The following is a 20,477-nucleotide window of genomic DNA, read 5'->3' as shown; positions in this document are numbered from 1 at the left end:
GGAGCGACGAATGGCGGACATCTATGACCCGGCCTTCGTCAAAGGCGTTTTCGACCGCTGCTCAGGCAAATACATCGCTTTCAGCCTGATCTGCTCCTTCGGCTTCACCGAGCGCTGGCGCAAACAGTGCGTCGCGGACCTGCCCGAACCGACGACGCCAAACCCCGTCGGCTATGACCTGATGGCCGGGACAGGCGAGATCTGGCCGCATCTGTTGCAACGCTTTCCGGATCTGGCCTCGATCACCGCTGTCGACATCTCATCGGGCATGCATCAGCGCGCGCTTGAGCGCCTGCACCGTCATCGCGCCCATCGGATCGCCTTCATCGAAGACGATGTCCTGGCCAGCAACCTGCCGGCGCAGAGCGCAGACTTCGTGGTCTCGACCTTCGGCCTCAAAACCTTCAACGCCGAGCAGCACGCCAAACTGGCAGAGCTGATCGCTCAGAGCCTGCGGCCGGGCGGCGTGTTCTCGCTAATCGACGCGTCAGATCCCAAGGGCTGGCTCCTGCGGCCGCTCTACCTTTTCCACCTCAAGGTCGTACTGCCGCTGGTCGAGCGCCTCTTCTTGGCCGGGGCCCAGGACTTCACGATGATCGGGACCTACAGCACCAATTTCGGCGACGCCTCGGCCTTCGGCGACATGCTGCGGGCCGAAGGCCTGGAGGTGGAGTTCAAGCGCTGCTTCTTCGGCTGCGCGACGCTGGTGGCGGGCCGCAAGCCGGCCTAGTGCGCCGCCGCGCCCTTGCGGTGATGCCAGAGGTGCATCAGGCCCGCCAGGACGCCGCCCACGACCAGACCCACCACGGCCGAACCCAGCGCGAAGGCCAGCCAGCTGGTCACCGCGCCGATGCCCGGAACGCCGTGCGCCCAGTGCGAAAAGCCCTCGACCCAGTGCGGGATCGGGGTCAGGTGGAAGTGCTCCAGGCCGTGGACGATGATGCCGCCGCCGACCCACAGCATGGCCGCGGTGCCGATCACGGTCAGGGCTTCCATCGTGATCGGCATGGCCTTGACCAGGCCGCGACCGAAGGCCTGGGCGCCCTTGTTCTCGCGGCGCGACATGTGCAGGCCGATGTCGTCCATCTTCACGATCAGCGCCACCGCGCCATAGACCACGACGGTCAGCAGGATGCCGACGATGGCCAGGGCGGCCGCCTGCATGCCGAGGTTCAGATGCGCGACCTCGGCCAAGGCGATAGCCATGATCTCGCCTGATAGGATCAGGTCGGTGCGGATGGCGCCATTGACCTTTTCCTTCTCCAGCTCGGGACCGCTCAGCGCCAGCTCCTCGACAGCCTCGCCCTCGGATTCGGCGGTGAAGGCTTCCAGCACCTTCTCGGTAGCCTCGAAGGCCAGATAGGCGCCGCCGACCATCAGGATCGGGGTCACGGCCCACGGCGCGAAGGCGCTGAGCAGCAGGGCGCCCGGCAGCAGGAACAGCAGCTTGTTGCGCAGGCTGCCCATCGCGATCTTCCAGACGATCGGCAGCTCGCGATCGGGCGTGAAGCCCATGGCGTAGCCGGGCGTCACCGCCGCATCGTCGACCACCACGCCCACGGCCTTGGTCCCCGCCTTGCCGGCGGCCCCGGCCACGTCGTCCAGAGAAGCGGCGGCGATCTTGGTGATGGCCGCGACGTCATCGAGCAGCGCGGCAAGGCCGGAGGGCATGGGAAGTCCTAAGCAGAGTTGAGCCCCAGTGCGTAAGGCGCGCCGGGCTCGCCGTAAAGTCGTCAGGCCCTTGCCTGACGTAAGGTGAAAGCTGGAAGCTCGTTCCATGGACGTCGCAGCTGCTCTGGACCGCCTCGCTCCGCGCCTGTCGCCGACTGCGACCGGGGCCGTGAACGTCCGCCGCTTGTCAGGCGGCGCCAGCCTGGAAACCTGGGCCTTCGACCTCACCGACAGGACGCCGCTGATCCTGCGCCGCCGGCCGGAAGGCGCGGCGATGCGCGAGACCGCCTTGCCCCTGGCTTCCGAAGCCGCCCTGATCCGCGCGGCCGCCGCCGCCGGCTCGCCGGCGCCTAGCGTGGTTCATGTCTGCACACCCGAGGACAGCCTGGGCGAAGCCTATGTCATGCGCCGGCTGGAGGGAGAGACCCTGGGCCGCCGCATCGTCCGCGACGAGACCTTCGCCGGCGTGCGACCCGGCCTGGCGCGGCGCTGCGGCGAGGTGCTGGCCCGGATCCATGCGGCGCCGACCGAAGACCTGCCGGACCTGGCGATCTCCGACGCGCGCGGCGAGCTGGAGCGCTACGAAGCCATCTATCGCCAGCTGGACGCCCGCCGGCCGATCCTGGAGGCCGCCTTCCGCTGGCTGGAGGCCATTGCCCCGCCACCGCCCGAGCGGCCGGTGCTGGTTCATGGCGACTTTCGGAACGGCAATCTGATGATCCACCCCGAAGGCGGCCTGGTCGGCGTGCTGGACTGGGAGCTGGCCCATCTGGGCGACCCGGCCGAGGACCTGGGCTGGATCTGCGTCAACTCCTGGCGCTTTGGCGAATGGCGAAGGCCCGCCGGCGGCTTTGGCGACTATGACGAGCTGCTTGACGGTTATGGCGGCGGCATCAGCCTGGACCGCGTGCGCTTCTGGCAGTCCCTCGGCTCACTGAAGTGGGGCGTCATGTGCCTGATGATGTACCAGAGCTTCGCCACGGGTCAGGATCGCTCAATCGAGCGCGCCATGATCGGCCGACGGACTAGCGAGACCGAGATCGACTTGGTCAAGCTGATGGAGACCACATGATCTCCCACCCGACCGCCGCCGAACTGTCCGAAGCCATCGCCGCGTTCGAGGCCGAGCACGCCATCCCCGGCGACGCCCGCCAGACCTTCCTAGCCCGCGTGACCGACAATGCCCGCGCCACCCTGGCCCGCGAGGCCGAACACGGCGCGCGGCTGGAGGCGGAGGCCGTCGAGCGGCTCACCAAGCTGATGGGCGAGACCGGCGACTATGCGACACTGAATGCCGAGCTGTGCGAAGCCCTGCGCGATGGCGCCATCGATCCCCAGGATCCGGCCTTGCTGGCCCATCTGCGCGCCACGGCGATCGGCCAGATCGCCATCGACCAACCCGGCTATGGCGGCCTAGCGGCCCTGCTCGACGGCTAGCGGCTTGCCGATCATCGAGGTGGCCCGCGCCAATGCGTCGGCTTCGAGATCGGCATAGAACAAATTGTAGGCGTCGACTTTGCGGCGATCAGCCCACGAGCCGCTGTCGCGCAGCGAGCTGGACTTGGGTTTGCTGGTGCGCAGCACGCCGTTCTCGCAGCGGGCCGAGACCTGGCGTTGCAGGAAAGCCGGCCGGGCGCCCCACTCCAGACCCGTGGCGTTGGTCGCGCCCAGGTTCAGCCGCGCCGGGGCCTTCTCCAGCGAAACGCCGCCCAGCAGCGGGTTGAAGCACAGCGGCGCACGACCTTCGAGGTTCACCAGCTGATCCGAGCGATCCCAAATCAGCGAACGGCCCATCAGCTCCTGCACGCGCTGGAAGTCGCCTTCCGGCGCCGAGATCCAGGCGGCGACGCAGTCGGTCTCGCCCTTACGCTCACAGGCGGGCAGCGGGGCGTCGGGCGCGTATTCGTCGGCAGGGACGGCGGTCTCGATCAGATAGGCCGCGACCAGGCGGCTGCGCAGCTCGGGCTTGGCGGCGATCTCCTCGCGCAGCAGGCGCGCGGCCAGGGATCCGCCCTGCTCTACCCCGACGATGATGAACGGCCGGTCCTGGCCGTAGCGAACCCGATAGGCGCGGAAGGCCTGCAGTACGTCGCCATAGGCAAAGCGCCGCGCCTCACGGGCGTCGTCGCGCAGGGTCAGGTAGGTGTAGAGGCTGGCCTGGCGGTAGCGCGGCGCGAAGACCCGCCCGACGCGATGGAACGGCCCGGCATAGTTGGGAAGCACCACCCGCGACAGGAACCGCTGGGCCTTGGGCTGGTCGATGCCGCCGTTCCAGTCGCGGCCGCCGTCGAAGGTGGTCGGGTGGACGAAGAACACATCGACGGGCTGGTCGGCCGGCGCGGCGACCTCGCGCGGCAGCAGCGCCCACGAGTCGCGCTTGCCGTAGTCCGGGGCCGGCGGCGGATGGTAGGTCAGGAACGGGACCTTGGGGTCCAGGGCGTTGCTGAGGATGTCGTAGCGGAAGATGAAGGCGGCCGCGACGAACAGCGCGACGAACAGCGCCAGCCCCCCGAAGATCCAGCGCTTGAAGCCTTTGACCGTACCGCCCATGGCTCTGGGTTACACCAAGCCTTGAACGGCTTTAAGCCCATTTTCCGTTACGCGCCCTCCTGGCCGATGATCGCCACCGAACAGACATTGCTGGCGGGCGCACCGCCCAGATTGTGGGTCATGCCGAAGACGGGATTGGCCAGCTGCCGCTCCCCAGCCCGCCCCTGAAGCTGCAGGTACATCTCGTACAACATCCGCAGGCCCGAGGCGCCGATCGGGTGGCCGAAGCATTTCAGGCCGCCGTCGATCTGGCACGGCACCCCGCCGTCGGCGTCGTAGAAGCCATCCAGCACGTCGCGCCAGCCCTGCCCCTCGGGCGAGATGAACAGATCCTCCATCGTCACCAGCTCGGTGATCGAGAAGCAGTCGTGGACCTCCATCATCGAGATCTGCTCGCGCGGTCGCTCGATGCCCGCCTCCTTGTAGGCCTTGCCGGCGGCGATGCGGGCGGTGTGGAAGTGGCTGCCGTCCCAGCCGTTGTATTGGCTCTCGTAGCCGTTCGAGACCGAGAGCTGCAGGGCCTTGATGGTGACGAGGTCGTGCTTGCCCAGGCTGCGGGCGATCTCCGGCGTGGTGACGATCGCGGCCGCCGCGCCATCAGAGACGCCGCAGCAGTCAAAAAGGCCCAGCGGCTCGGCGATCATCGGCGCGGCCAGGGCCTGCTCGGCGGTGATGGGTTTGCGCAGATGCGCCTTGGGGTTCTTGGCGCCGTTGGCGTGGCTCTTGACCGAGACATGGGCGATGGCCCGTTTGAGGTCGTCCTTGGAGACCCCGTGCTTGGCGCGATAGGCGCTGGCCAGCTGGGCGAAGTTTCCCGGCGCAGAGCCGTTGGGCATGACCTGAGGGTTCAGCGTGCCGGGATTGGCGACCGCCAGGCCGCCATAGCCGGTGTCCTTCAGCTTCTCGACGCCGACAGCTAGCGCGATGTCGGCCGCGCCGGCCGCTACGGCATAGACCGCTCCCCGGAAAGCTTCCGAGCCCGAGGCGCAAAAGTTCTCGACCCGGGTCACGGCGATGTTGGGCAGGCGCAGAGCGATCGACAACGGCGTGCCGCCCTTGCCCGTGCCGATCTCGTCGATGTGCGTGGAGAACCAGGCCGCGTCCAGCTGGGTCGGCGCGATGCCGGCGTCCTGCATGGCCTCCAGATAGGCCTCGACCATCAGGTCGTCGGGCCCGGCGTCCCAGCGCTCGCCGAACTTCGAACAGCCCATCCCGAGGATGGCGACCTTGTCGCGGATACCCTGAGGCATGACGGTCTCCCTTATTCGGCGGCTTGAGCTGTTTGACTTGCGATCGCGGCCCGGTCCGGCGTCGCCTTCCAGAAGTAGCGGACAAAGCCGCGCTTCTCGTCGACCTCCTTGATGCGGAACACCATCCGCACCGGCAGGCCGGTCTCCACGTCACCCGGCGCGACGTCGGTGATGTCCATCATGATCCGCCCGCCACCCTCGAAGACGATCATGCCGTAGTGGTTGGGCGGGGCCATCGAGAAGGTCAGGTAGTCGGCCGAGTAGCTCAGCACCGAGGCCCGGCGCTCGGCGAAGCGGTAAGGCTCCTGGGTGTCGACGGCGGGGTTGTTGGGCGCGACTGAGATGCGAGTACGCGGGAACTGCACGACTCCAGTCTCGCGGCAGCGGCCGCCGACCAGACCCAGGATCATGTCCTCGTTGCGATAGAGGGTGGTCAGGGCCGTCTTGTTGTCCTTCTCGGCCCGCATGCCCTTGTCCCACTCGACCAGGCCGTTGAAGGTCAAGAACTTCAGGTAGTTGGTCTCTTCCTGGCGGTCGGCCAAGCTGCCGGTGACGCCCCGCGCGGGACGCCGGCCGACGCCCGTTGCACGGAACACCAAGGCCTCGGCGCCCTGGCCGAACTGAGCGACCAGGATGATCTCGCCGGCCTTCGCGTCTTCCAACGCATGGGCGAGCATGATCGGCCCATGCGCGCAGCCGGCCTCGCCCATCACGGCGGCGAGGTTGTCGCGAACGGCCTCGGGCTTGATGCCGACGGACTTGGCGAGCGTCGCGGCCATGCCAGCGAAGGTTGACGGGAAGCAGAAATGGTCGACGTCGGCGGCGTTCAGGCCAGCGGTCTCCAGCGCCTTGCGGATGGCCGGCGGGACCAGCTTGACGATGCCCTCGTCGCGGATCCAGCGCTCTTCCCAATAGTAGTCGAAGCCGCCGTCATCGCCGCGAAAGTGGTCGACGAAGTCGTCAGTGACGCTCCCGCGCCCGAGGAGTTCGGCCGCGCCGGCCCCGTCGCTGACCACGAACGCGGCCGCCCCGTCGCCGAAGTCCAGTTCCTGGGCCGAGACCGCGCGGGCCTTGCGGTGCTCACCGACCGCGACCAGCGATGTGCCGCCAGCGGCCAACGCCTGGCTCAGCGCCGTCAGGCCGCAGCGTTGCGAGCCGGTGACGTCGCTGGCGGCGATCGACTTCTCCAGGGTCAGGGCCGCCGAGACGATGCCCGCGTTCAGCCGGTCGGCGAACGGCGCGGTGGTCGAGGCGAAATAGAGGCTGTCGATGTGGCTGCGGTCGTCGTCGGGACCCAGGGCGTCGCGGGCCGCCTCAACCGCCATGGTCAGGGCGTCCTCGTCCCAGTTGGCCATCGACCGCTCGCCCTTGCCCTTGGCCTTCAGGTTCGGCGCGACCCAGGCATTGGCCTCGGTGACCGCCTTGCGGCTCAAGCGCAGACGCGGCGCATAGGCGCCCCAGGCGGCGATGCCGGCCATGACCAACTCCCTGACGCCGGGCTTGAGGCCCGATCTCAGGGGTCAGCCTACGCCGGCTGCCGTGAGCGACAACCGTGCCCTGACGTCAGCGGAAAGAATCCTCGGTATTGAGATATCCAGCCACGTAGTCGGCCACACCGTCCTCCAGCGAGGTCATCGGCGCATTGTAGCCGGCGGCCCGCAGGCGGCTCATGTCGGCCTGGGTGTAGTACTGGTACTTGCCGCGCAGCACCTCGGGCATGTCGATATAGGTAATGTCCGGCTCGCGGTTCACCGCCTCGAAGGTCGCCACGGCCAGGTCGCGGAACGAGCGCGCGTGGCCCGAACCCAGGTTGAAGACGCCGTTCACGGCCGGGCTCTTGGCCAGCCAGGCGATCACGTCGACCACGTCGCGGACATAGACGAAGTCGCGCAGCTGGCCGCCGTCCTCGTAGTCCGGGTGATGCGACTTGAAGAGCTTTACGCCCTCGCCAGCGGCGATGCGCGGCCAGATCTGGGCCACGACCGACTTCATGCCGCCCTTGTGGTCCTCGTTGGGACCATAGACGTTGAAGAACTTCAGGCCCGCCCACTGGGCCGGGGCGCGGCCGCGATGGGCCTCGCGCACGGCGTAGATGTCGAACAGGGCCTTGGACCAGCCATAGGCGTTCAGCGGCCGCAGGGCCCGCAAGGACTCCAGGTCGTCCTTGCCCTCGAAACCCAAGGTTCCGTCGCCATAGGTCGCCGCCGACGAGGCGTAGATCAGGCGCTTGCCGTGCTGGACGCACCAGTCCCACAGGTCGCGAGACAGCACGAAGTTGGACTGCACGATCTTGTCGGCGTCCTGCTCGGTGGTCGAGGACACCGCGCCCATGTGGACGATCAGCTCAACCTCGCTTCCGCGCTTGGCCAGCCAGTCGTTGAGCTGCTCCGGCGCGACGAAGTCGGCGATCGGGTGCTTGGCGATGTTGCGCCATTTGCCCGAGGCGGCGTCACGCAGGCGGTCGCAGACCACCACGTCCAGGGCCGGATCCTCGCAGAGCCGGGCCACGACGTTGCTGCCGATGAAGCCCGCCCCGCCGGTGACGAGAACGATGCGACGGCTCATGCCTTAAGCCGCCTTGGTCAGGGCGTCGTACTTCAGCAGGTTGCCGACCAGGGCCTCGAACTGGCTCATCGGCACCATGTTGGGACCGTCCGACGGGGCGTGGTCGGGATCCGGGTGGGTCTCGATGAACACGCAGGCGACACCGACGGCCACGGCCGCGCGGGCCAGGACCGGCACGAACTCGCGCTGACCGCCCGACGACGTGCCCTGCCCGCCCGGCTGCTGGACGCTGTGGGTGGCGTCGAAGACGACCGGGCAGCCGATCTCCTTCATGATCGGCAGGGACCGCATGTCGCTGACCAGGGTGTTGTAGCCGAACGAAGCGCCGCGCTCGCAGGCCATGACGTTCGGGTTGCCCGCGCCGGTCACCTTGGCGATGACGTTCTTCATGTCCCAGGGGGCCAGGAACTGACCCTTCTTGATGTTGATCGCCCGGCCGGTATTGGCGGCGGCGACCAGCAGGTCGGTCTGGCGACACAGGAAGGCCGGGATCTGGATGACGTCGACCGCCTCGGCCACGATCGGGCAATGGCTGGTCTCGTGCACGTCGGTCAGCGTCGGCAGGCCGGTGGCTTCGCGGATCTCCTGGAAGATCGGCAGGCTGTCGTGCAGACCAATGCCGCGCTGGGCCGAGGCCGAGGTGCGGTTGGCCTTGTCGTACGAGGTCTTGTAGATCAGCCCGACGCCCAGGCGATCGGTCATCTCCTTCAGCGCATGGGCCGTTTCCAGCGCGTGCTGGCGGCTTTCCATCTGGCAGGGGCCGGCGATGATCGACAGCTTCTCGCCGTTACCGATGCGGACGGGCGCGCCGGTCGGGGTTTTGATCTCGACGACGGTATTCGGGGCGACGGCTTGCGGCTGATCCAAGGCGAGTATTCCGGCGTATTAGGACTTCGGGCGCCCAAGAGGTGACCCTTCGGGCAGGACGGTGCAAGTGCGGAAGAACAGTGACGACGGTAAGGCGATCATCGTCTGGTTCCGCAACGACCTGCGCATAGCCGACAATCCCGCCCTGCGCCATGCCGAGGGTAGCGGCCGGCCGGTGATCTGCCTCTATATCCTAGACGAGACGCCCGGCGTCCGCCCCATGGGCGCGGCCTCGCTGTGGTGGCTGGACAAGTCGCTGAAGAGCCTCGGCGAAAGCCTTGAGAAGCTTGGCAATAAGCTGATCCTACGCAAGGGCGTCGCCGCCGACGTGCTGAATGACGTCATCGAGCACACCGGCGCGAGCTGCGTCCTCTGGAACCGGCTCTACGACAAGGCCAGCATCGACCGCGACACTGGGATCAAGGCCGACCTGAAGGACGCTGGCGTCGATTGCCAGAGCTTCAACGCCGGCCTGCTGAACGAGCCCTGGACGGTGCAGAACGGCTCCAAACAGCCCTACAAGGTCTTCACGCCCTATTGGCGCGCCGCTCGCGAGCACCTACCCCACGTCGTCGTAGAACTTCCGCCGAAGGCCTTGAAAGCGCCCGAACATTTCCCCCACAGCGAAGGCCTGGCCGGCTGGGGCCTGCACCCGACCAAGCCCGACTGGTCCAAGGGCTTTGACACGTGGACGCCTGGCGAGGCCGGGGCGCTGGAGCGACTGGACGACTTCCTGTCCGGCCCCGTCGACGGCTATGGCGAGAAGCGCGACATCCCTGGCGTGGAGGCCACCTCCGGCCTGTCGCCACACCTGCACTTCGGCGAGATCGGCCCGCGTCAGGTCTGGCTGGCTGCCCACAATGCCGCCGAGCATGGCGACGCCCCGGCCGGCGAGGTCGAGAAGTTCCTGTCCGAGGTCGGCTGGCGCGAGTTCAACCATTCGATCCTGTTCCACTGGCCTGAGCTGCTGACCAAAAACTTCAAGCCCGAGTTCGACGGCTTTCCGTGGGCGAAGAACCACGCCGCCTTCGAGGCCTGGACGCGGGGCGAAACCGGCTATCCGATTGTCGACGCCGGCATGCGCGAGCTGTGGGCCACCGGCTTCATGCACAACCGCGTGCGCATGATCGTCGCCTCGTTCCTGATCAAGCACCTGCTGGTCGACTGGCGCGAGGGCGAGGCCTGGTTCTGGGACACCCTGGTCGACGCCGACCTGCCCAACAATGTCGGCAATTGGCAATGGGTTGCCGGCAGCGGCGCCGACGCCTCGCCCTATTTCCGCATCTTCAACCCCATCGCCCAGGGCGAGAAGTTCGATCCGCGCGGCGCCTATGTCCGTCGCTGGGTTCCCGAACTCGCGAACGCTCCCGATGAAGTTATCCACAAGCCGTGGGAGCGGGCCTTGCATCTGCCCGCTGAAGCCAAACGTCTCTATGGCAAGCCGATCGTGGACCACGGCAAGGCGCGCGAACGCGCGATGGAGGCCTATCGGAGCCTCTAGCTGAGCCGGGCCTTTACGATCAGGTGGTTAACGGCGTTAATGAACGCGTCACCGGATGCGAGGCCCCGCCTTGGACATGCTCTGGAACGACCCCGACCTGAAGGCCGCGCCGACGGCCTTCCGCGCCGCCCTTCGGGTGCTGGCGACCAATTGGGACAACGGCTCGGTCACCTGGATCCTGCCTACCGGCAAGACGCTGCGGTTCGCCGGCGAGCGGCCTGGCCCTAGCGCGGTCGTCCAGATCAACGACTACCACTTTATCCGCCGCGCCTTCTCGTCGGGTACGATCGGTTTCGCCGAGGGTTTCATGGCCGGCGAATGGGAGACGCCTGATCTGTCGGCGGTGCTGGAGGCGTTCTCGCTGAACTTCGACCGGCTGTCGCCGCTGCTGTCGGGCAATCCGGTGATGCGGGCGATCAACGGCCTGTACCATCTGCTGCACAGCAACAGCCGCGCCGGATCGAGGAAGAACATCCATGCCCATTACGACCTGGGCAACAGCTTCTATTCGCGCTGGCTGGACCCGACGATGACCTATTCGTCGGCCCTGTACGAACGCCCCGATCAACCGCTGCCGGACGCCCAGCGGGCGAAGTACGCGGCTCTCGCCCGGACCATCGACCTCTCGCCCGGCAAGCACGTCCTGGAGATCGGCTGCGGCTGGGGCGGCTTCGCTGAGTTCGCCGCCAAGGAGGTCGGGGCCAAGGTCACCGGCATCACCATCTCGCAAGCCCAGTACGACTTCGCCAAAAAGCGCTTGTTCGACCAGGGCTTGGCCGAGAAAGCCGAAATCCAGCTGATCGACTATCGCGACGTCCAGGGCCGCTACGACGCCGTGGCCTCGATCGAGATGTTCGAGGCGGTCGGCGAGGAGTACTGGCCGGCTTATTTCAGCAAGGTGCGCGAGGTGCTGAACCCCGGCGGCCGCGCCGGCCTGCAGATCATCACCATCCGCGACGAGCTGTTCACCAAGTACCGCAGCCGCACCGATTTCATCCAGCGCTACATCTTCCCCGGCGGCATGCTGCCCAGCGAGGCGCGACTAAAGGAAGAGACCGAGCGCGCGGGCCTGGAATGGAACGATCTCAAGCGCTTCGGCCAGAATTATGCCGACACCCTGGCCGAATGGGCGCGCAGTTTCGAGGCGGCCTGGAGTGAGATCCGCAAGGACGGTTTCGACGAGCGCTTCCGCCGGCTGTGGCGGTTCTATCTAAGCTATTGCGAGGCCGGCTTCCGCACCGAGCGGACGAATGTGATCCAGTTGGGTCTCAGTCGCGGGTAACACCAAGCCCTTCAGCTCAGTATTGCCGGTAGCGCCTTGTGGATAGCTGGGCAAACCCATGGCCAAGCTCAGGGTTTGTCGACACGGCTCAAGCGTCTTCAGGAAAATTGGGGTTGCGCGGGCGGGCCGCCGCACGATCTACCAGCCATCGAAAGCTCCACTCGAAGGCCGACCATGACCGCCCTGCCCAGCGTCCTCGACGCGATCGGAAACACCCCGCTGATCCGCCTGAGCCGCGCCAGCGAGGCCACCGGCTGCGAGATCCTGGGCAAGGCCGAGTTCATGAACCCCGGCCAGTCCGTCAAGGACCGCGCGGCGCTCAGCATCATCCGCGACGCCGAAGCCAAGGGCCTGCTGAAGCCCGGCGGCCGGATCGTCGAGGGTACGGCCGGCAATACCGGCATCGGCCTGGCCATGGTCGCCTCGGCGCTGGGCTACAAGACGACGATCGTCATCCCCCGCACCCAGAGTCAGGAGAAGAAGGACGCCATCCGCCTGCTGAGCGCCGAGCTGGTCGAGGTGGACGCCGTCCCCTACTCCAATCCTGACAATTATGTCCGTTATTCCGGGCGCTTGGCGCAGGAACTTGGCGCCGTCTGGGCCAACCAGTTCGACAATGTCGCCAACCGCGAGGCGCACTACCAGACCACCGGTCCGGAGATCTTCGAGCAGACCGGCGGCAAGGTCGATGGCTTCATCTGCGCGGTCGGCTCGGGCGGCACCCTGGCGGGCGTGGCCCAGGCCCTGCGTGAGCGCAAGCCCGGCGTGAAGATCGGCCTGGCCGACCCCTACGGCGCGGCGCTCTACAGCTGGTACAAGGACGGCGAGCTGAAGTCCGAAGGGACCTCGATCAGCGAGGGCATTGGCCAGGGCCGCGTCACCGCCAACCTGGAAGACCTGGCCATCGACTTCCCCTTCCGCGTCACCGACGAGGAAATGCTGCAGGTGATCTTCGACCTGGTGCAGCACGAAGGCCTGTGCATGGGCGGCTCCACCGGCATCAACGTCGCCGGCGCCATCAAGCTGGCCAAGGAACTGGGCCCCGGCCACACCATCGTGACCATCCTGTGCGACCACGGCTCGCGTTATCAGTCCAAGCTGTTCAACCGCGAATTCCTGGCGGAAAAGGGCCTGCCGACGCCGCCTTGGATGTAAGGTCCGCAACGAGTTCGATTCCGAAAGGCGTTCCCATGGCTGCTCCGTCCGATCCGCTGGTCTCCACCGCCTGGCTGGCCGAGCATCTCGACGCGCCGGACGTGCGCGTGGTCGACGCCTCGTGGCACATGCCGGCCGCCCAGCGCGATCCGGGCGCGGAGTTCCTGAAGGTCCACATCCCCGGCGCGGTGTTCTTCGACATCGACGACATCTCGGACGAGACCAGCGACCTGCCGCACATGATCCCGACGGCGGCCAAGTTCGCCTCGCGCGTCAAGAAGCTGGGCCTGGGCGACGGCTCGCGGATCGTGGTTTACGACAGCCTCGGCATCCTGCCGGCCGCCCGCGCCTGGTGGCACTTCCGCGCCATGGGCCATGAGGACGTCGTGGTGCTGGACGGCGGCCTGCCCAAGTGGATCGCCGAGGGCCGCCCGGTCGAGGACGGCCCCGCCTTACCGCAGGAGCGCCACTTCACCCCGCGCTGGCAGGCCGACATCTATCGCTCGGTCGAGCAGATGCGCGGCATCGTCGAGACCGGCAAGGAACAGATCATCGACGCCCGCGCCGCCGGCCGCTTCGAGGGCCGCGATCCCGAGCCCCGCGCAGGCCTGCGCGGCGGCCACATGCCCGGCGCGCGTAACATCCCGCTGTCGGCGATGCTGGCCGCGGACCAGACCATGCTGCCGCCCGACCAGCTGAAGACGGTGTTCGAGAAGGCCGGCATCGACATCGACAAGCCGATCGTCTCGACCTGCGGCTCGGGCATCACCGCCTCGGTCGTGGCCCTGGCCCTGGCCCGCCTCGGCAAGCCGCGCTCGGCGGTCTATGACGGCTCGTGGACGGAATGGGGCGGCCTGTCGGACGTCCCCGTCGCGACGGGCCCCGCCGCCTAGCGCATCGGCGGCGCGTACAGCAGGCCGGGCTTGGGCGCGTTCCATAGCGCGTTCAGGCCTCGGTCCAGCTTCAGCGCTGAGCCTTGTCCCACATCACGATCGAAGATTTCGCCGTAGTTGCCGCCGGCCATGATGGCGCGCGCGGCCCAATCGGCGTCCAGGCCCAGCATCGTACCGTAGCCACCTTCGCCCAGCAGCCGCCGCGCCTCGGGATCGGCCCCGGCCTTCATGTCCGTGAGGTTGACCTTGGTCACTCCGTGCTCCTCGGCCAGGATCAGGGCGTATAGCGTCCAGCGGACGATGTCGGTCCAGGCTGGGTCGTCCTGGCGCACCAGCGGACCCAGCGGCTCCTTGGAGATGGCGTCGGGCAGGATCACGTGGGCGCCGGGGTCGTCCATCAGCGTCCGCGCCGCCGCCAGGGCCGAGATATCGGCGGTGAACGCGTCGCATTTGTCGGTCTGATAGGCCGCGCGGGTCTGCTCCTCGCTCTCGAACACCATGGCCGTGTAGGCGATGCCGCGCGAGCGGAAGAAGTCTTCCAGGTTCTGGGCCGACGTGGCGTTGCCCTGGACGCAGATCTTGGCGGTGTTGAGCTCGACGGCGCTGGTCAGGTTCAGGCTGCGGCGGACCAGGAAGCCCTGGCCGTCGAAATACGAGATCGCCGCCATGTCCAGCTGATCGCCGGCGTCGCGCGAGAACGTCCACGAGGTGTTGCGCCAAAGAACGTCGACCTTGCCGCTACGCAGGGCCGTGATCCGCTCCTCGTTGCCCAGCGGCACGAAGGTCACCTTGTCGGGCTTGCCCAGCACGGCGGCGGCCAGGGCGCGGCAGAAGTCGACATTGAAGCCGCGCCAGCGCCCGCCATTGTCCCGGAAGGCGAAACCCGGCAGCGCGGGGTTCACGCCGCAGCGCAACTCACCGCGCGCCTTGATGGCCTTCAGGGTCTTGCTGGGCGCGGCGGGCTTGATCGGCAGGGCCGCATCGACCGGCTTGGTCTCGGATTTGGACGCGGGTCGTTCGCAGCCGGACAGAGCCAGCACCGCCAAAACCATCACGCCAAATCGCACCGACACCCGATCGCTCCCTTGAACCGCGCGCGCGGGGCCTTAAACCACAAGCTTTACGCCGCGTCGCCGAAGAGTCCCGCCATGGATGAAGAAACCCGCCTGATCCGCAAGGGCTCCGAGCCGATGCCGCTGGCGCGCGTGGTCAATCCGCCGATCCAGCGCGGTTCGACGGTGCTGCTGCCCAATGCCGCGTCGCTGTATGACGACGACCAGATCACCTACGGCATCACCGGCCTGTCCTCGCCCGCCGCCCTGCAGCGCGCCCTGGCCGAGCTGGAGGGCTCGCCGGACGTGACCCTGTATCCGTCGGGCCTGGCGGCGATCACCGGGGCCATGCTGGCGGTGCTAAAGGCCGGCGACGAGATCCTGGTGGTCGACAGCGCCTACAAGCCAACCCGCCGGTTCTGCGACCGGGTCCTGACCCGTTTCGGCGTCACGACCACCTACTACGACCCTGCGCTGGACGCCGACGGCCTGATGGCCCTGGTCACGCCCAAGACCCGGATGATCCTGCTCGAAGCCCCCGGCTCCCTAACCTTCGAGATGCAGGACATCCCCGCCATCGCCAACGCGGCCAACGAGCGGGGGATCATCACCCTGATCGACAATACCTGGGCGGCCGGCTTCTACTTCAAGCCGCTGGCGCATGGGGTGACGATCAGCGTCCAGGCCCTGACGAAGTATGTCGGCGGCCACTCGGACTGCTTCATGGGTTCGGCCACCACCATGGACGAGACCATCGGCAACGCGCTGGGCAACGCGATGTGGGATATCGGCTGGTCGGTGTCGCCCGACGACGCCTACACCATGCTGCGGGGCCTGCGGACCCTGGCCACGCGCCTGCCCCGTCACCAGGAGAACGGCCTCGAGATCGCCCGCTGGCTGCAGGACCGGACCGAGGTGTCGCGGGTGCTGCACCCTGCCCTGCCCGGCGATCCCGGCCACGCGATCTGGAAGCGCGACTTCACCGGCGCCTGCGGCCTGTTCGGCGTGGTGCTCAAACCCGCCAGCCAGCGCGCGGTCAACGCCTTCCTCGACGAACTGAAGCTGTTTGGCCTGGGCTTCTCGTGGGGCGGCTATGAGAGTTTGGCCATTCCCTGCGATCCGCAGCTGAAGAACCGCACCGTACCGGTGAACCTGGAAGGGCCGCTGCTGCGCTTCCATATCGGCCTGGAAAGCCTGGACGACCTGAAGGCCGACCTGGAGCGCGGCCTCGGGAAACTGGTCTAGACGACCGCGCCGCCCTTCCAGTCGCGGGCCATGAACCGCGCTTGGGCTCCGCCCAGCACGGCCAGGGCGTCTTGGATGTTGCGAGCCTTGGCGGCGTCGGATTTCACGCTGTCGAAGCGGCGCAGGATTTCTTTCTGGAGGCTGGGCGGCAGAGCCTCCCAGGCCTTGGCGCTCGCTAGGTCACGCGCCAGGCCCAGCTCGAACGCTTCCGGCATCGGATGGGTCGGGCCGCCGCGATAGGCCTCGTCGAACGCCACCGACACCTCAACCTCATCGCCAACCCCGACCCCGGCGGCGGCATCGCGGACAATGCCGTGCAGATAGAGGAAGAAGCCGCCGTCGCCGCGCGGCATCATGTTGATCCGCCAGGGCTCGGCGGGCGCGCCGTTGATCTGGACCAGCACCGGCATCGGCTTGCGCCAGCCTTCGCGCAGGACCGCAGCCTGCTCGGGATCGACCGGCACGAACGGATTGATGCCGTTGATCTCGATCCGAGCGCGGTAACGAAGGCTGGCCATGGCCCTACAGGTAGCGCATTTCGGCCGCGCTGGGCTGCTCCCACCAGAGATTGTCGCGGCCATTGCCGTAGTTGATGGGCGCGGCAGCCAGTTCCTCAGGGTCGGCGTCCAGCGTGGCGACCTGGACCGACACGACCTCGCCGCCCAGCTGCTCGACATTAGCCTCGCCATAGACCCTCACGCCGCAGGTCGTGCAGAAGCGGTGGTCGCCGCTCATCGTCGCGAACTGATAGGCGCCCAACTTGTCTTCACCGGCCAATAGGCGGAAGGCGTCCGGCTTGATCAGCACGCCCCATGCGCGGGTCTTGGCGCAGATCGAGCAGTTGCAGCGGCTGGTGCCGGCCGCCAGGTCGATCTCGGCTTCGTAGCGAACGGCGCCGCAGTGGCAGCCGCCGGTATAGGTCTTCAGCATGGGTCGTCCCTCTCTCGAAAAGCGTTGTTGAACGCCGTTCTAGGGAGGGACTGCTGCCACCCTACTGTCAGTATCAGGCTGTGCGGCGCGAGCGCTCGACGATCCCGGCCACCGCGTGCGCCTGGGCCGCGACCTCGCCGACCACAATCAGCAGCGGCCCGTCGCCGGCCTCGGCGACACGCTCGGCAAGGGTCGCCAGGGTGGCTGGATAGAGCCGCGCATCAGCGCCGCCGGCTTTCTCCACCGCCACGGCGGGCGTATCGCCGGGACGCCCGGCTTCGATCATCCGTAGCGCCAGTTCCCCAGCCACGTCGCCGCCCATATAGACCGCCAGGGTCGCTTCGGGATCGGCCGCCGCGCTCCAGTCGCCCGACAGCGCGCCGGCCTCGAGCCGCGCGGTGGTGAACACCACGCGTCGCGCCTCGCCACGATGGGTCAGGGGGAAGCCGAACTGGGCGGCTGCGGCGCAGGCGGCGGTGACGCCAGGCACGACCTCGGTCTCGACGCCGAAGCCGTTCAGGAACGCGGCCTCCTCGCCCACCCGGCCGAAGATCGAGGGATCGCCGCCCTTCAGGCGCACGACCTTCAGACCCTTTCGCGCAAGGCGCAGCATCAGGCGGTTGATCTCGTCCTGCTTCATGCTGGGCTTGCCCGCTCGCTTGCCGGTCTGGATGCGTACGCAGCCGGGCGGCGCCAAGGCGACAGCCTCTTCCGAGCACAGGGCGTCGTAGAGCAGCGCTCCGGCGCTCTCGACCGCGCGGACGGCGCGGACGGTCATCAGGTCCACGGGACCAGGACCGGCGCCGACCAGCAGGACCTTGCCGAGCGTGTTCTCAACCGACATGGGCGGGCTCCTTAGGATTGGCGGCCAAGGCCTTGATCATACGAGTGATCTCGGGGCGACAGGACCCGCAGTTGGTCCCCGCGCCCGTCGCCTTACCGACCGCGTCTGGCGTCCGCGCCCCGGCGGCGATGGCGGCGTCGACGGCCTTGGCCCCGACCTTCAGGCAGGCGCAGACCATCGGCCCCTTGTCGGCCGCCGCGCCGGGCGGGCGGCCGAACAGCAGGGCCGAACGCGCCTCGGCGCTCAGGGCCTGCTCGCCGAACTGCTCGGCCAGCCAGTCGCGGGCCGGCAGGCGGCCGGTCGTGGTCATGAACAGGACCGCGACCAAACGGTCGCCGTCGATCCAGGCCTGGCGACGGGCGCCGGTGGCGGCGTCCTCATAGGTGACGAGTTCGCCGGCCAGGCCTCTGGACAAGACCTTGCGGAGGGCGTCGCGCTCAACAGCGTCGCCCCGGCCGGCGAACTCGTGCTGCTGGCAGGCGTCGTGGGGAATACGCCGCCAGACGAGGTCCGTCCCTGCCGGGGGAGCCAGAACGGACCGGGTGAGAAAGAAGCCCGTCCAGGTCTCGCGATAGGCGTTGATCCGGGCGGGGGTGTGCTTGAACTCCGGCTGGCCGGAGGTTGGATCGGTGTGCGACGCGACCAGGGCGTTGGCGCGACCCAGCGGCGCGAAGGCGTCGGTCCAGTGCATCGGCATGAACAGGTCGCCGCGCCGCTGGCGATCGGTGACCTTGGCGACGGCGACGGCCTCGGCCCGCGCGGTCGTCACCCGCGCCAGCGCGCCGTCGCGCAGGCCGCGCGCCTGGGCGTCCTCGGGGTGGATCTCGACATACGGCTCGGGCGCGTGGCGGCACAGGTCGGGCGCCAGGCCGGTACGGGTCATGGTGTGCCACTGGTCGCGGATGCGGCCAGTGTTCAGCGACATCGGGAACGCGCCGCTGGTCGCCTCGGCCGGACCGCGAGGCCGGGTCGGGACCATGCGGGCGCGGCCGTCCGGGGTTTGGAAACGACCATCAACGAACAAGCGCGGCGTGCCCTTGCCATCGGCCTTGACCGGCCACTGGATCGGGAGGAGTTCGCCATAAGCCTCTGGCGTCAAAGCCGAAAGACCGGATAGATTCAGCAAGCGATTTTCGTTCTCGTATGCCGTCAGACGCGCCCATTCGCGGAAGACGCCCGCGTTGCTGGCCCAGCCAAATCCGTCGAAACCCATGGCCGTGGCGACATCGGCCATGATCTTCCAGTCGGCTCGGGCCTGGCCCGGCGCCGGGAACAGCGCCCGCTGGCGCGAGATGCGGCGTTCGGAATTGGTGACCGTGCCGTCCTTCTCACCCCAGCCCAGGGCCGGCAGCTTGACGTCGGCGAAGGCGGTGGTGTCGGTCTCGACACAGTCGGAGACCACCACGAACGGACACTTGGCCAGGGCGTCGCGGATCGCGCCGCTGTCGGGCAGGCTGACGGCCGGATTGGTGGCCATCACCCAGATCGCCTTGATCCGGCCGTCACGGACGGCCTCGAACATCTCGATGGCCTTGAGGCCCGGCGCACGGACGGTATCAGGCGCGCCCCAGAAGCGGGCGACGCGATCGCGATCTTCGGGCGCGAAGTCCATGTGACCGGCCAGGGTGTTGGCCATGCCGCCCGTCTCACGCCCGCCCATGGCGTTGGGCTGGCCGGTAATCGAGAACGGACAGGCGCCCGGCTTGCCGATCCGGCCGGTGGCCAGGTGAGCGTTGATGATCGCCAGGCCCTTGGCCACGCCCTGGGCCGACTGGTTGGCGCCCATCGAGAACAGGCTGACCGTCCGCTCGTTCTCGGCGAACAGGTTGTAGAAGTCCTGCACCGCCTCGACCGGCACACCGCAGTCGGCGGCAATGGCGCTGACGGACTGGTCCATTTCCAGGAGCGCGGCGACCACCTGGTCGAAATTATTGACGTGGGCGGCGATGTAGTCGCGATCGATCGCGCCGCGCCGGATCAGGTCGGCCAGCAGGCCGCTCCACAGGCGCACGTCGCTCTGCGGCGCGATCGCCAGGTGCAAGTCCGCGCCCTCGGCGGTGTCGGTGCGGCGCGGGTCGATGACCACGTGCTTCTGGCCGCGCGCCTTGGCCGCCTCCATGCGACGGAACAGCACCGGGTGCGTCCAGGCGGCGTTGTGGCCGCTGAAGACGACGAGGTCGGCCAGCTCGAGGTCCTCGTAGCAGCCGGGCACCAGGTCGGCGCCGAACGCCTGCTTGTGGGCCGCCACGGCCGAGGCCATGCAGAGCCGGCTGTTGGTGTCGATGTTGCCCGAGCCGATGAAGCCCTTCATCAGCTTGTTGGCGACGTAGTAGTCCTCGGTCAGCAGCTGGCCCGAAACGTAGAAGGCGACGCTGTCACGGCCGTGGCGAGCGATGGTGTCCTTGAAGCGCTTGGCGACCAGGGCGGTGGCCTCGTTCCAGGACGCCGCCCTGCCATTGATCGTCGGCTCCAGCAGCCGCCCTTCCAGCCCGACCGTCGCGCCCAGGGCCGAGCCCTTGGAGCACAGCCGACCGAAATTGGCCGGGTGGACGGCGTCGCCGGCGATCGACACCGACCGTCCCTGCCCGACCGCGCCCGCGACCCCGCAGCCGACGCCGCAATACGCGCAGGTCGTCTTGATCGTGTTCAGGGCTGCGGAGCCGTCGGCCATG

19 protein-coding genes are annotated in these 20,477 nt (G+C 68.0%); 8 read left to right on the top strand and 11 right to left on the bottom strand.

What is annotated here, in order from left to right:
- Positions 1-10: 10 nt before the first annotated feature.
- Entirely contained in the window at positions 11-730 is a 720-nt protein-coding gene (locus tag J7528_RS11345; protein ID WP_291874124.1) for a class I SAM-dependent methyltransferase, read from the top strand.
- Here the strand turns inward: J7528_RS11345 and J7528_RS11340 are convergent.
- On the bottom strand, positions 727-1,671 hold the full coding sequence (locus J7528_RS11340; RefSeq protein WP_291874122.1) for a DUF808 domain-containing protein: 945 nt from the start codon (positions 1,669-1,671) through the stop codon (positions 727-729). The two genes, J7528_RS11345 and J7528_RS11340, sit on opposite strands and share 4 nt — an antisense overlap.
- A 106-nt stretch (positions 1,672-1,777) precedes the next feature.
- Between J7528_RS11340 and J7528_RS11335 the strand changes: the two genes are divergently transcribed.
- Both J7528_RS11335 and J7528_RS11330 read left to right on the top strand, forming a co-directional pair.
- A complete protein-coding gene (locus J7528_RS11335; RefSeq protein WP_363269710.1) occupies positions 1,778-2,743 on the top strand; it encodes a phosphotransferase family protein in 966 nt (321 codons plus the stop codon).
- Positions 2,740-3,108, top strand: coding sequence for a DUF6285 domain-containing protein (locus J7528_RS11330; RefSeq protein WP_291874120.1), 369 nt, complete (start codon positions 2,740-2,742; stop codon positions 3,106-3,108). Before J7528_RS11335 ends, J7528_RS11330 begins: the two co-directional genes overlap by 4 nt.
- On the opposite strand, the gene J7528_RS11325 is transcribed toward J7528_RS11330, so the two are convergent.
- The 5 genes from J7528_RS11325 to kdsA all read right to left on the bottom strand — a co-directional run bounded on the left by J7528_RS11325 (position 3,085) and on the right by kdsA (position 8,903).
- Complete coding sequence (locus J7528_RS11325; protein ID WP_291874117.1) at positions 3,085-4,221, bottom strand: DUF3089 domain-containing protein; 1,137 nt, start codon at positions 4,219-4,221, stop codon at positions 3,085-3,087. The genes J7528_RS11330 and J7528_RS11325 overlap by 24 nt on opposite strands.
- Before the next feature lie 47 nt (positions 4,222-4,268).
- On the bottom strand, positions 4,269-5,471 hold the full coding sequence (locus J7528_RS11320) for an acetyl-CoA acetyltransferase (protein ID WP_291874115.1): 1,203 nt from the start codon (positions 5,469-5,471) through the stop codon (positions 4,269-4,271).
- A gap of 11 nt (positions 5,472-5,482) precedes the next feature.
- The gene (locus J7528_RS11315; RefSeq protein WP_291874113.1) at positions 5,483-6,949 is read right to left on the bottom strand and encodes a hydroxymethylglutaryl-CoA synthase family protein; all 1,467 of its coding nucleotides are present in this window, start codon (positions 6,947-6,949) and stop codon (positions 5,483-5,485) included.
- Positions 6,950-7,034: 85 nt separating this feature from the next.
- Positions 7,035-8,036 (bottom strand): ADP-glyceromanno-heptose 6-epimerase, encoded by a 1,002-nt coding sequence (rfaD, locus tag J7528_RS11310; RefSeq protein ID WP_291874111.1) that lies wholly within the window; start codon positions 8,034-8,036, stop codon positions 7,035-7,037.
- Between the two features lie 3 nt (positions 8,037-8,039).
- Positions 8,040-8,903: a 3-deoxy-8-phosphooctulonate synthase gene (gene kdsA, locus J7528_RS11305; protein WP_291874108.1), complete on the bottom strand. Its 864-nt coding sequence runs from the start codon at positions 8,901-8,903 to the stop codon at positions 8,040-8,042.
- Positions 8,904-8,964: 61 nt separating this feature from the next.
- Between kdsA and J7528_RS11300 the strand changes: the two genes are divergently transcribed.
- The 4 genes from J7528_RS11300 (at position 8,965) to sseA (ending at position 13,734) form a co-directional block, all read left to right on the top strand.
- The gene (locus tag J7528_RS11300; protein ID WP_291874105.1) at positions 8,965-10,404 is read left to right on the top strand and encodes a deoxyribodipyrimidine photo-lyase; all 1,440 of its coding nucleotides are present in this window, start codon (positions 8,965-8,967) and stop codon (positions 10,402-10,404) included.
- Between the two features lie 55 nt (positions 10,405-10,459).
- Positions 10,460-11,686, top strand: a complete 1,227-nt coding sequence (locus tag J7528_RS11295) for a cyclopropane-fatty-acyl-phospholipid synthase family protein (RefSeq protein WP_291874102.1) — start codon at positions 10,460-10,462, stop codon at positions 11,684-11,686.
- Between the two features lie 174 nt (positions 11,687-11,860).
- On the top strand, positions 11,861-12,841 hold the full coding sequence (locus J7528_RS11290) for a cysteine synthase A (protein ID WP_291874099.1): 981 nt from the start codon (positions 11,861-11,863) through the stop codon (positions 12,839-12,841).
- Between the two features lie 35 nt (positions 12,842-12,876).
- Entirely contained in the window at positions 12,877-13,734 is an 858-nt protein-coding gene (gene sseA, locus J7528_RS11285; protein ID WP_291874095.1) for a 3-mercaptopyruvate sulfurtransferase, read from the top strand.
- Here sseA and J7528_RS11280 read toward each other — a convergent pair.
- Entirely contained in the window at positions 13,731-14,807 is a 1,077-nt protein-coding gene (locus J7528_RS11280; protein WP_291874092.1) for an amino acid ABC transporter substrate-binding protein, read from the bottom strand. The two genes, sseA and J7528_RS11280, sit on opposite strands and share 4 nt — an antisense overlap.
- A 75-nt stretch (positions 14,808-14,882) precedes the next feature.
- Here J7528_RS11280 and metC point away from each other — a divergent pair, with 75 nt between their 5' ends.
- Positions 14,883-16,031 (top strand): cystathionine beta-lyase, encoded by a 1,149-nt coding sequence (gene metC / locus J7528_RS11275; protein WP_291874089.1) that lies wholly within the window; start codon positions 14,883-14,885, stop codon positions 16,029-16,031.
- On the opposite strand, the gene J7528_RS11270 is transcribed toward metC, so the two are convergent.
- From J7528_RS11270 to J7528_RS11255, 4 genes are all read right to left on the bottom strand, one after another.
- Positions 16,028-16,549, bottom strand: a complete 522-nt coding sequence (locus J7528_RS11270; RefSeq protein ID WP_291874086.1) for a YdeI/OmpD-associated family protein — start codon at positions 16,547-16,549, stop codon at positions 16,028-16,030. The two genes, metC and J7528_RS11270, sit on opposite strands and share 4 nt — an antisense overlap.
- 4 nt (positions 16,550-16,553) lie before the next feature.
- Positions 16,554-16,961, bottom strand: a complete 408-nt coding sequence (locus J7528_RS11265; protein ID WP_291874084.1) for a GFA family protein — start codon at positions 16,959-16,961, stop codon at positions 16,554-16,556.
- 73 nt (positions 16,962-17,034) lie between these two features.
- Complete coding sequence (gene cobA / locus J7528_RS11260) at positions 17,035-17,805, bottom strand: uroporphyrinogen-III C-methyltransferase (protein WP_291874082.1); 771 nt, start codon at positions 17,803-17,805, stop codon at positions 17,035-17,037.
- Positions 17,795-20,476, bottom strand: a complete 2,682-nt coding sequence (locus J7528_RS11255; RefSeq protein ID WP_291874079.1) for a nitrate reductase — start codon at positions 20,474-20,476, stop codon at positions 17,795-17,797. Before J7528_RS11255 ends, cobA begins: the two co-directional genes overlap by 11 nt.
- Position 20,477 lies beyond the last annotated feature (1 nt).

Origin of the sequence: Caulobacter sp. (assembly GCF_017744445.1) — a bacterium.
Classification (GTDB): domain Bacteria; phylum Pseudomonadota; class Alphaproteobacteria; order Caulobacterales; family Caulobacteraceae; genus Caulobacter.
Note: the sequence above shows the minus strand (reverse complement) of the source record. Positions and strands in the feature narration are given on the sequence as shown.

What these genes read in the sequence shown, in the direction of transcription:
- J7528_RS11345 (WP_291874124.1), top strand. Translation starts at nt 11, where the DNA reads ATGGCGGACATCTATGACCCGGCCTTCGTCAAAGGCGTTTTCGACCGC.
- J7528_RS11340 (WP_291874122.1), bottom strand. Translation starts at nt 1,671, where the DNA reads ATGCCCTCCGGCCTTGCCGCGCTGCTCGATGACGTCGCGGCCATCACC.
- J7528_RS11335 (WP_363269710.1), top strand. Translation starts at nt 1,778, where the DNA reads ATGGACGTCGCAGCTGCTCTGGACCGCCTCGCTCCGCGCCTGTCGCCG.
- J7528_RS11330 (WP_291874120.1), top strand. Translation starts at nt 2,740, where the DNA reads ATGATCTCCCACCCGACCGCCGCCGAACTGTCCGAAGCCATCGCCGCG.
- J7528_RS11325 (WP_291874117.1), bottom strand. Translation starts at nt 4,221, where the DNA reads ATGGGCGGTACGGTCAAAGGCTTCAAGCGCTGGATCTTCGGGGGGCTG.
- J7528_RS11320 (WP_291874115.1), bottom strand. Translation starts at nt 5,471, where the DNA reads ATGCCTCAGGGTATCCGCGACAAGGTCGCCATCCTCGGGATGGGCTGT.
- J7528_RS11315 (WP_291874113.1), bottom strand. Translation starts at nt 6,949, where the DNA reads ATGGCCGGCATCGCCGCCTGGGGCGCCTATGCGCCGCGTCTGCGCTTG.
- rfaD (WP_291874111.1), bottom strand. Translation starts at nt 8,036, where the DNA reads ATGAGCCGTCGCATCGTTCTCGTCACCGGCGGGGCGGGCTTCATCGGC.
- J7528_RS11295 (WP_291874102.1), top strand. Translation starts at nt 10,460, where the DNA reads ATGCGAGGCCCCGCCTTGGACATGCTCTGGAACGACCCCGACCTGAAG.
- J7528_RS11290 (WP_291874099.1), top strand. Translation starts at nt 11,861, where the DNA reads ATGACCGCCCTGCCCAGCGTCCTCGACGCGATCGGAAACACCCCGCTG.
- sseA (WP_291874095.1), top strand. Translation starts at nt 12,877, where the DNA reads ATGGCTGCTCCGTCCGATCCGCTGGTCTCCACCGCCTGGCTGGCCGAG.
- metC (WP_291874089.1), top strand. Translation starts at nt 14,883, where the DNA reads ATGGATGAAGAAACCCGCCTGATCCGCAAGGGCTCCGAGCCGATGCCG.
- J7528_RS11270 (WP_291874086.1), bottom strand. Translation starts at nt 16,549, where the DNA reads ATGGCCAGCCTTCGTTACCGCGCTCGGATCGAGATCAACGGCATCAAT.
- J7528_RS11265 (WP_291874084.1), bottom strand. Translation starts at nt 16,961, where the DNA reads ATGCTGAAGACCTATACCGGCGGCTGCCACTGCGGCGCCGTTCGCTAC.
- cobA (WP_291874082.1), bottom strand. Translation starts at nt 17,805, where the DNA reads ATGTCGGTTGAGAACACGCTCGGCAAGGTCCTGCTGGTCGGCGCCGGT.
- J7528_RS11255 (WP_291874079.1), bottom strand. Translation starts at nt 20,476, where the DNA reads ATGGCCGACGGCTCCGCAGCCCTGAACACGATCAAGACGACCTGCGCG.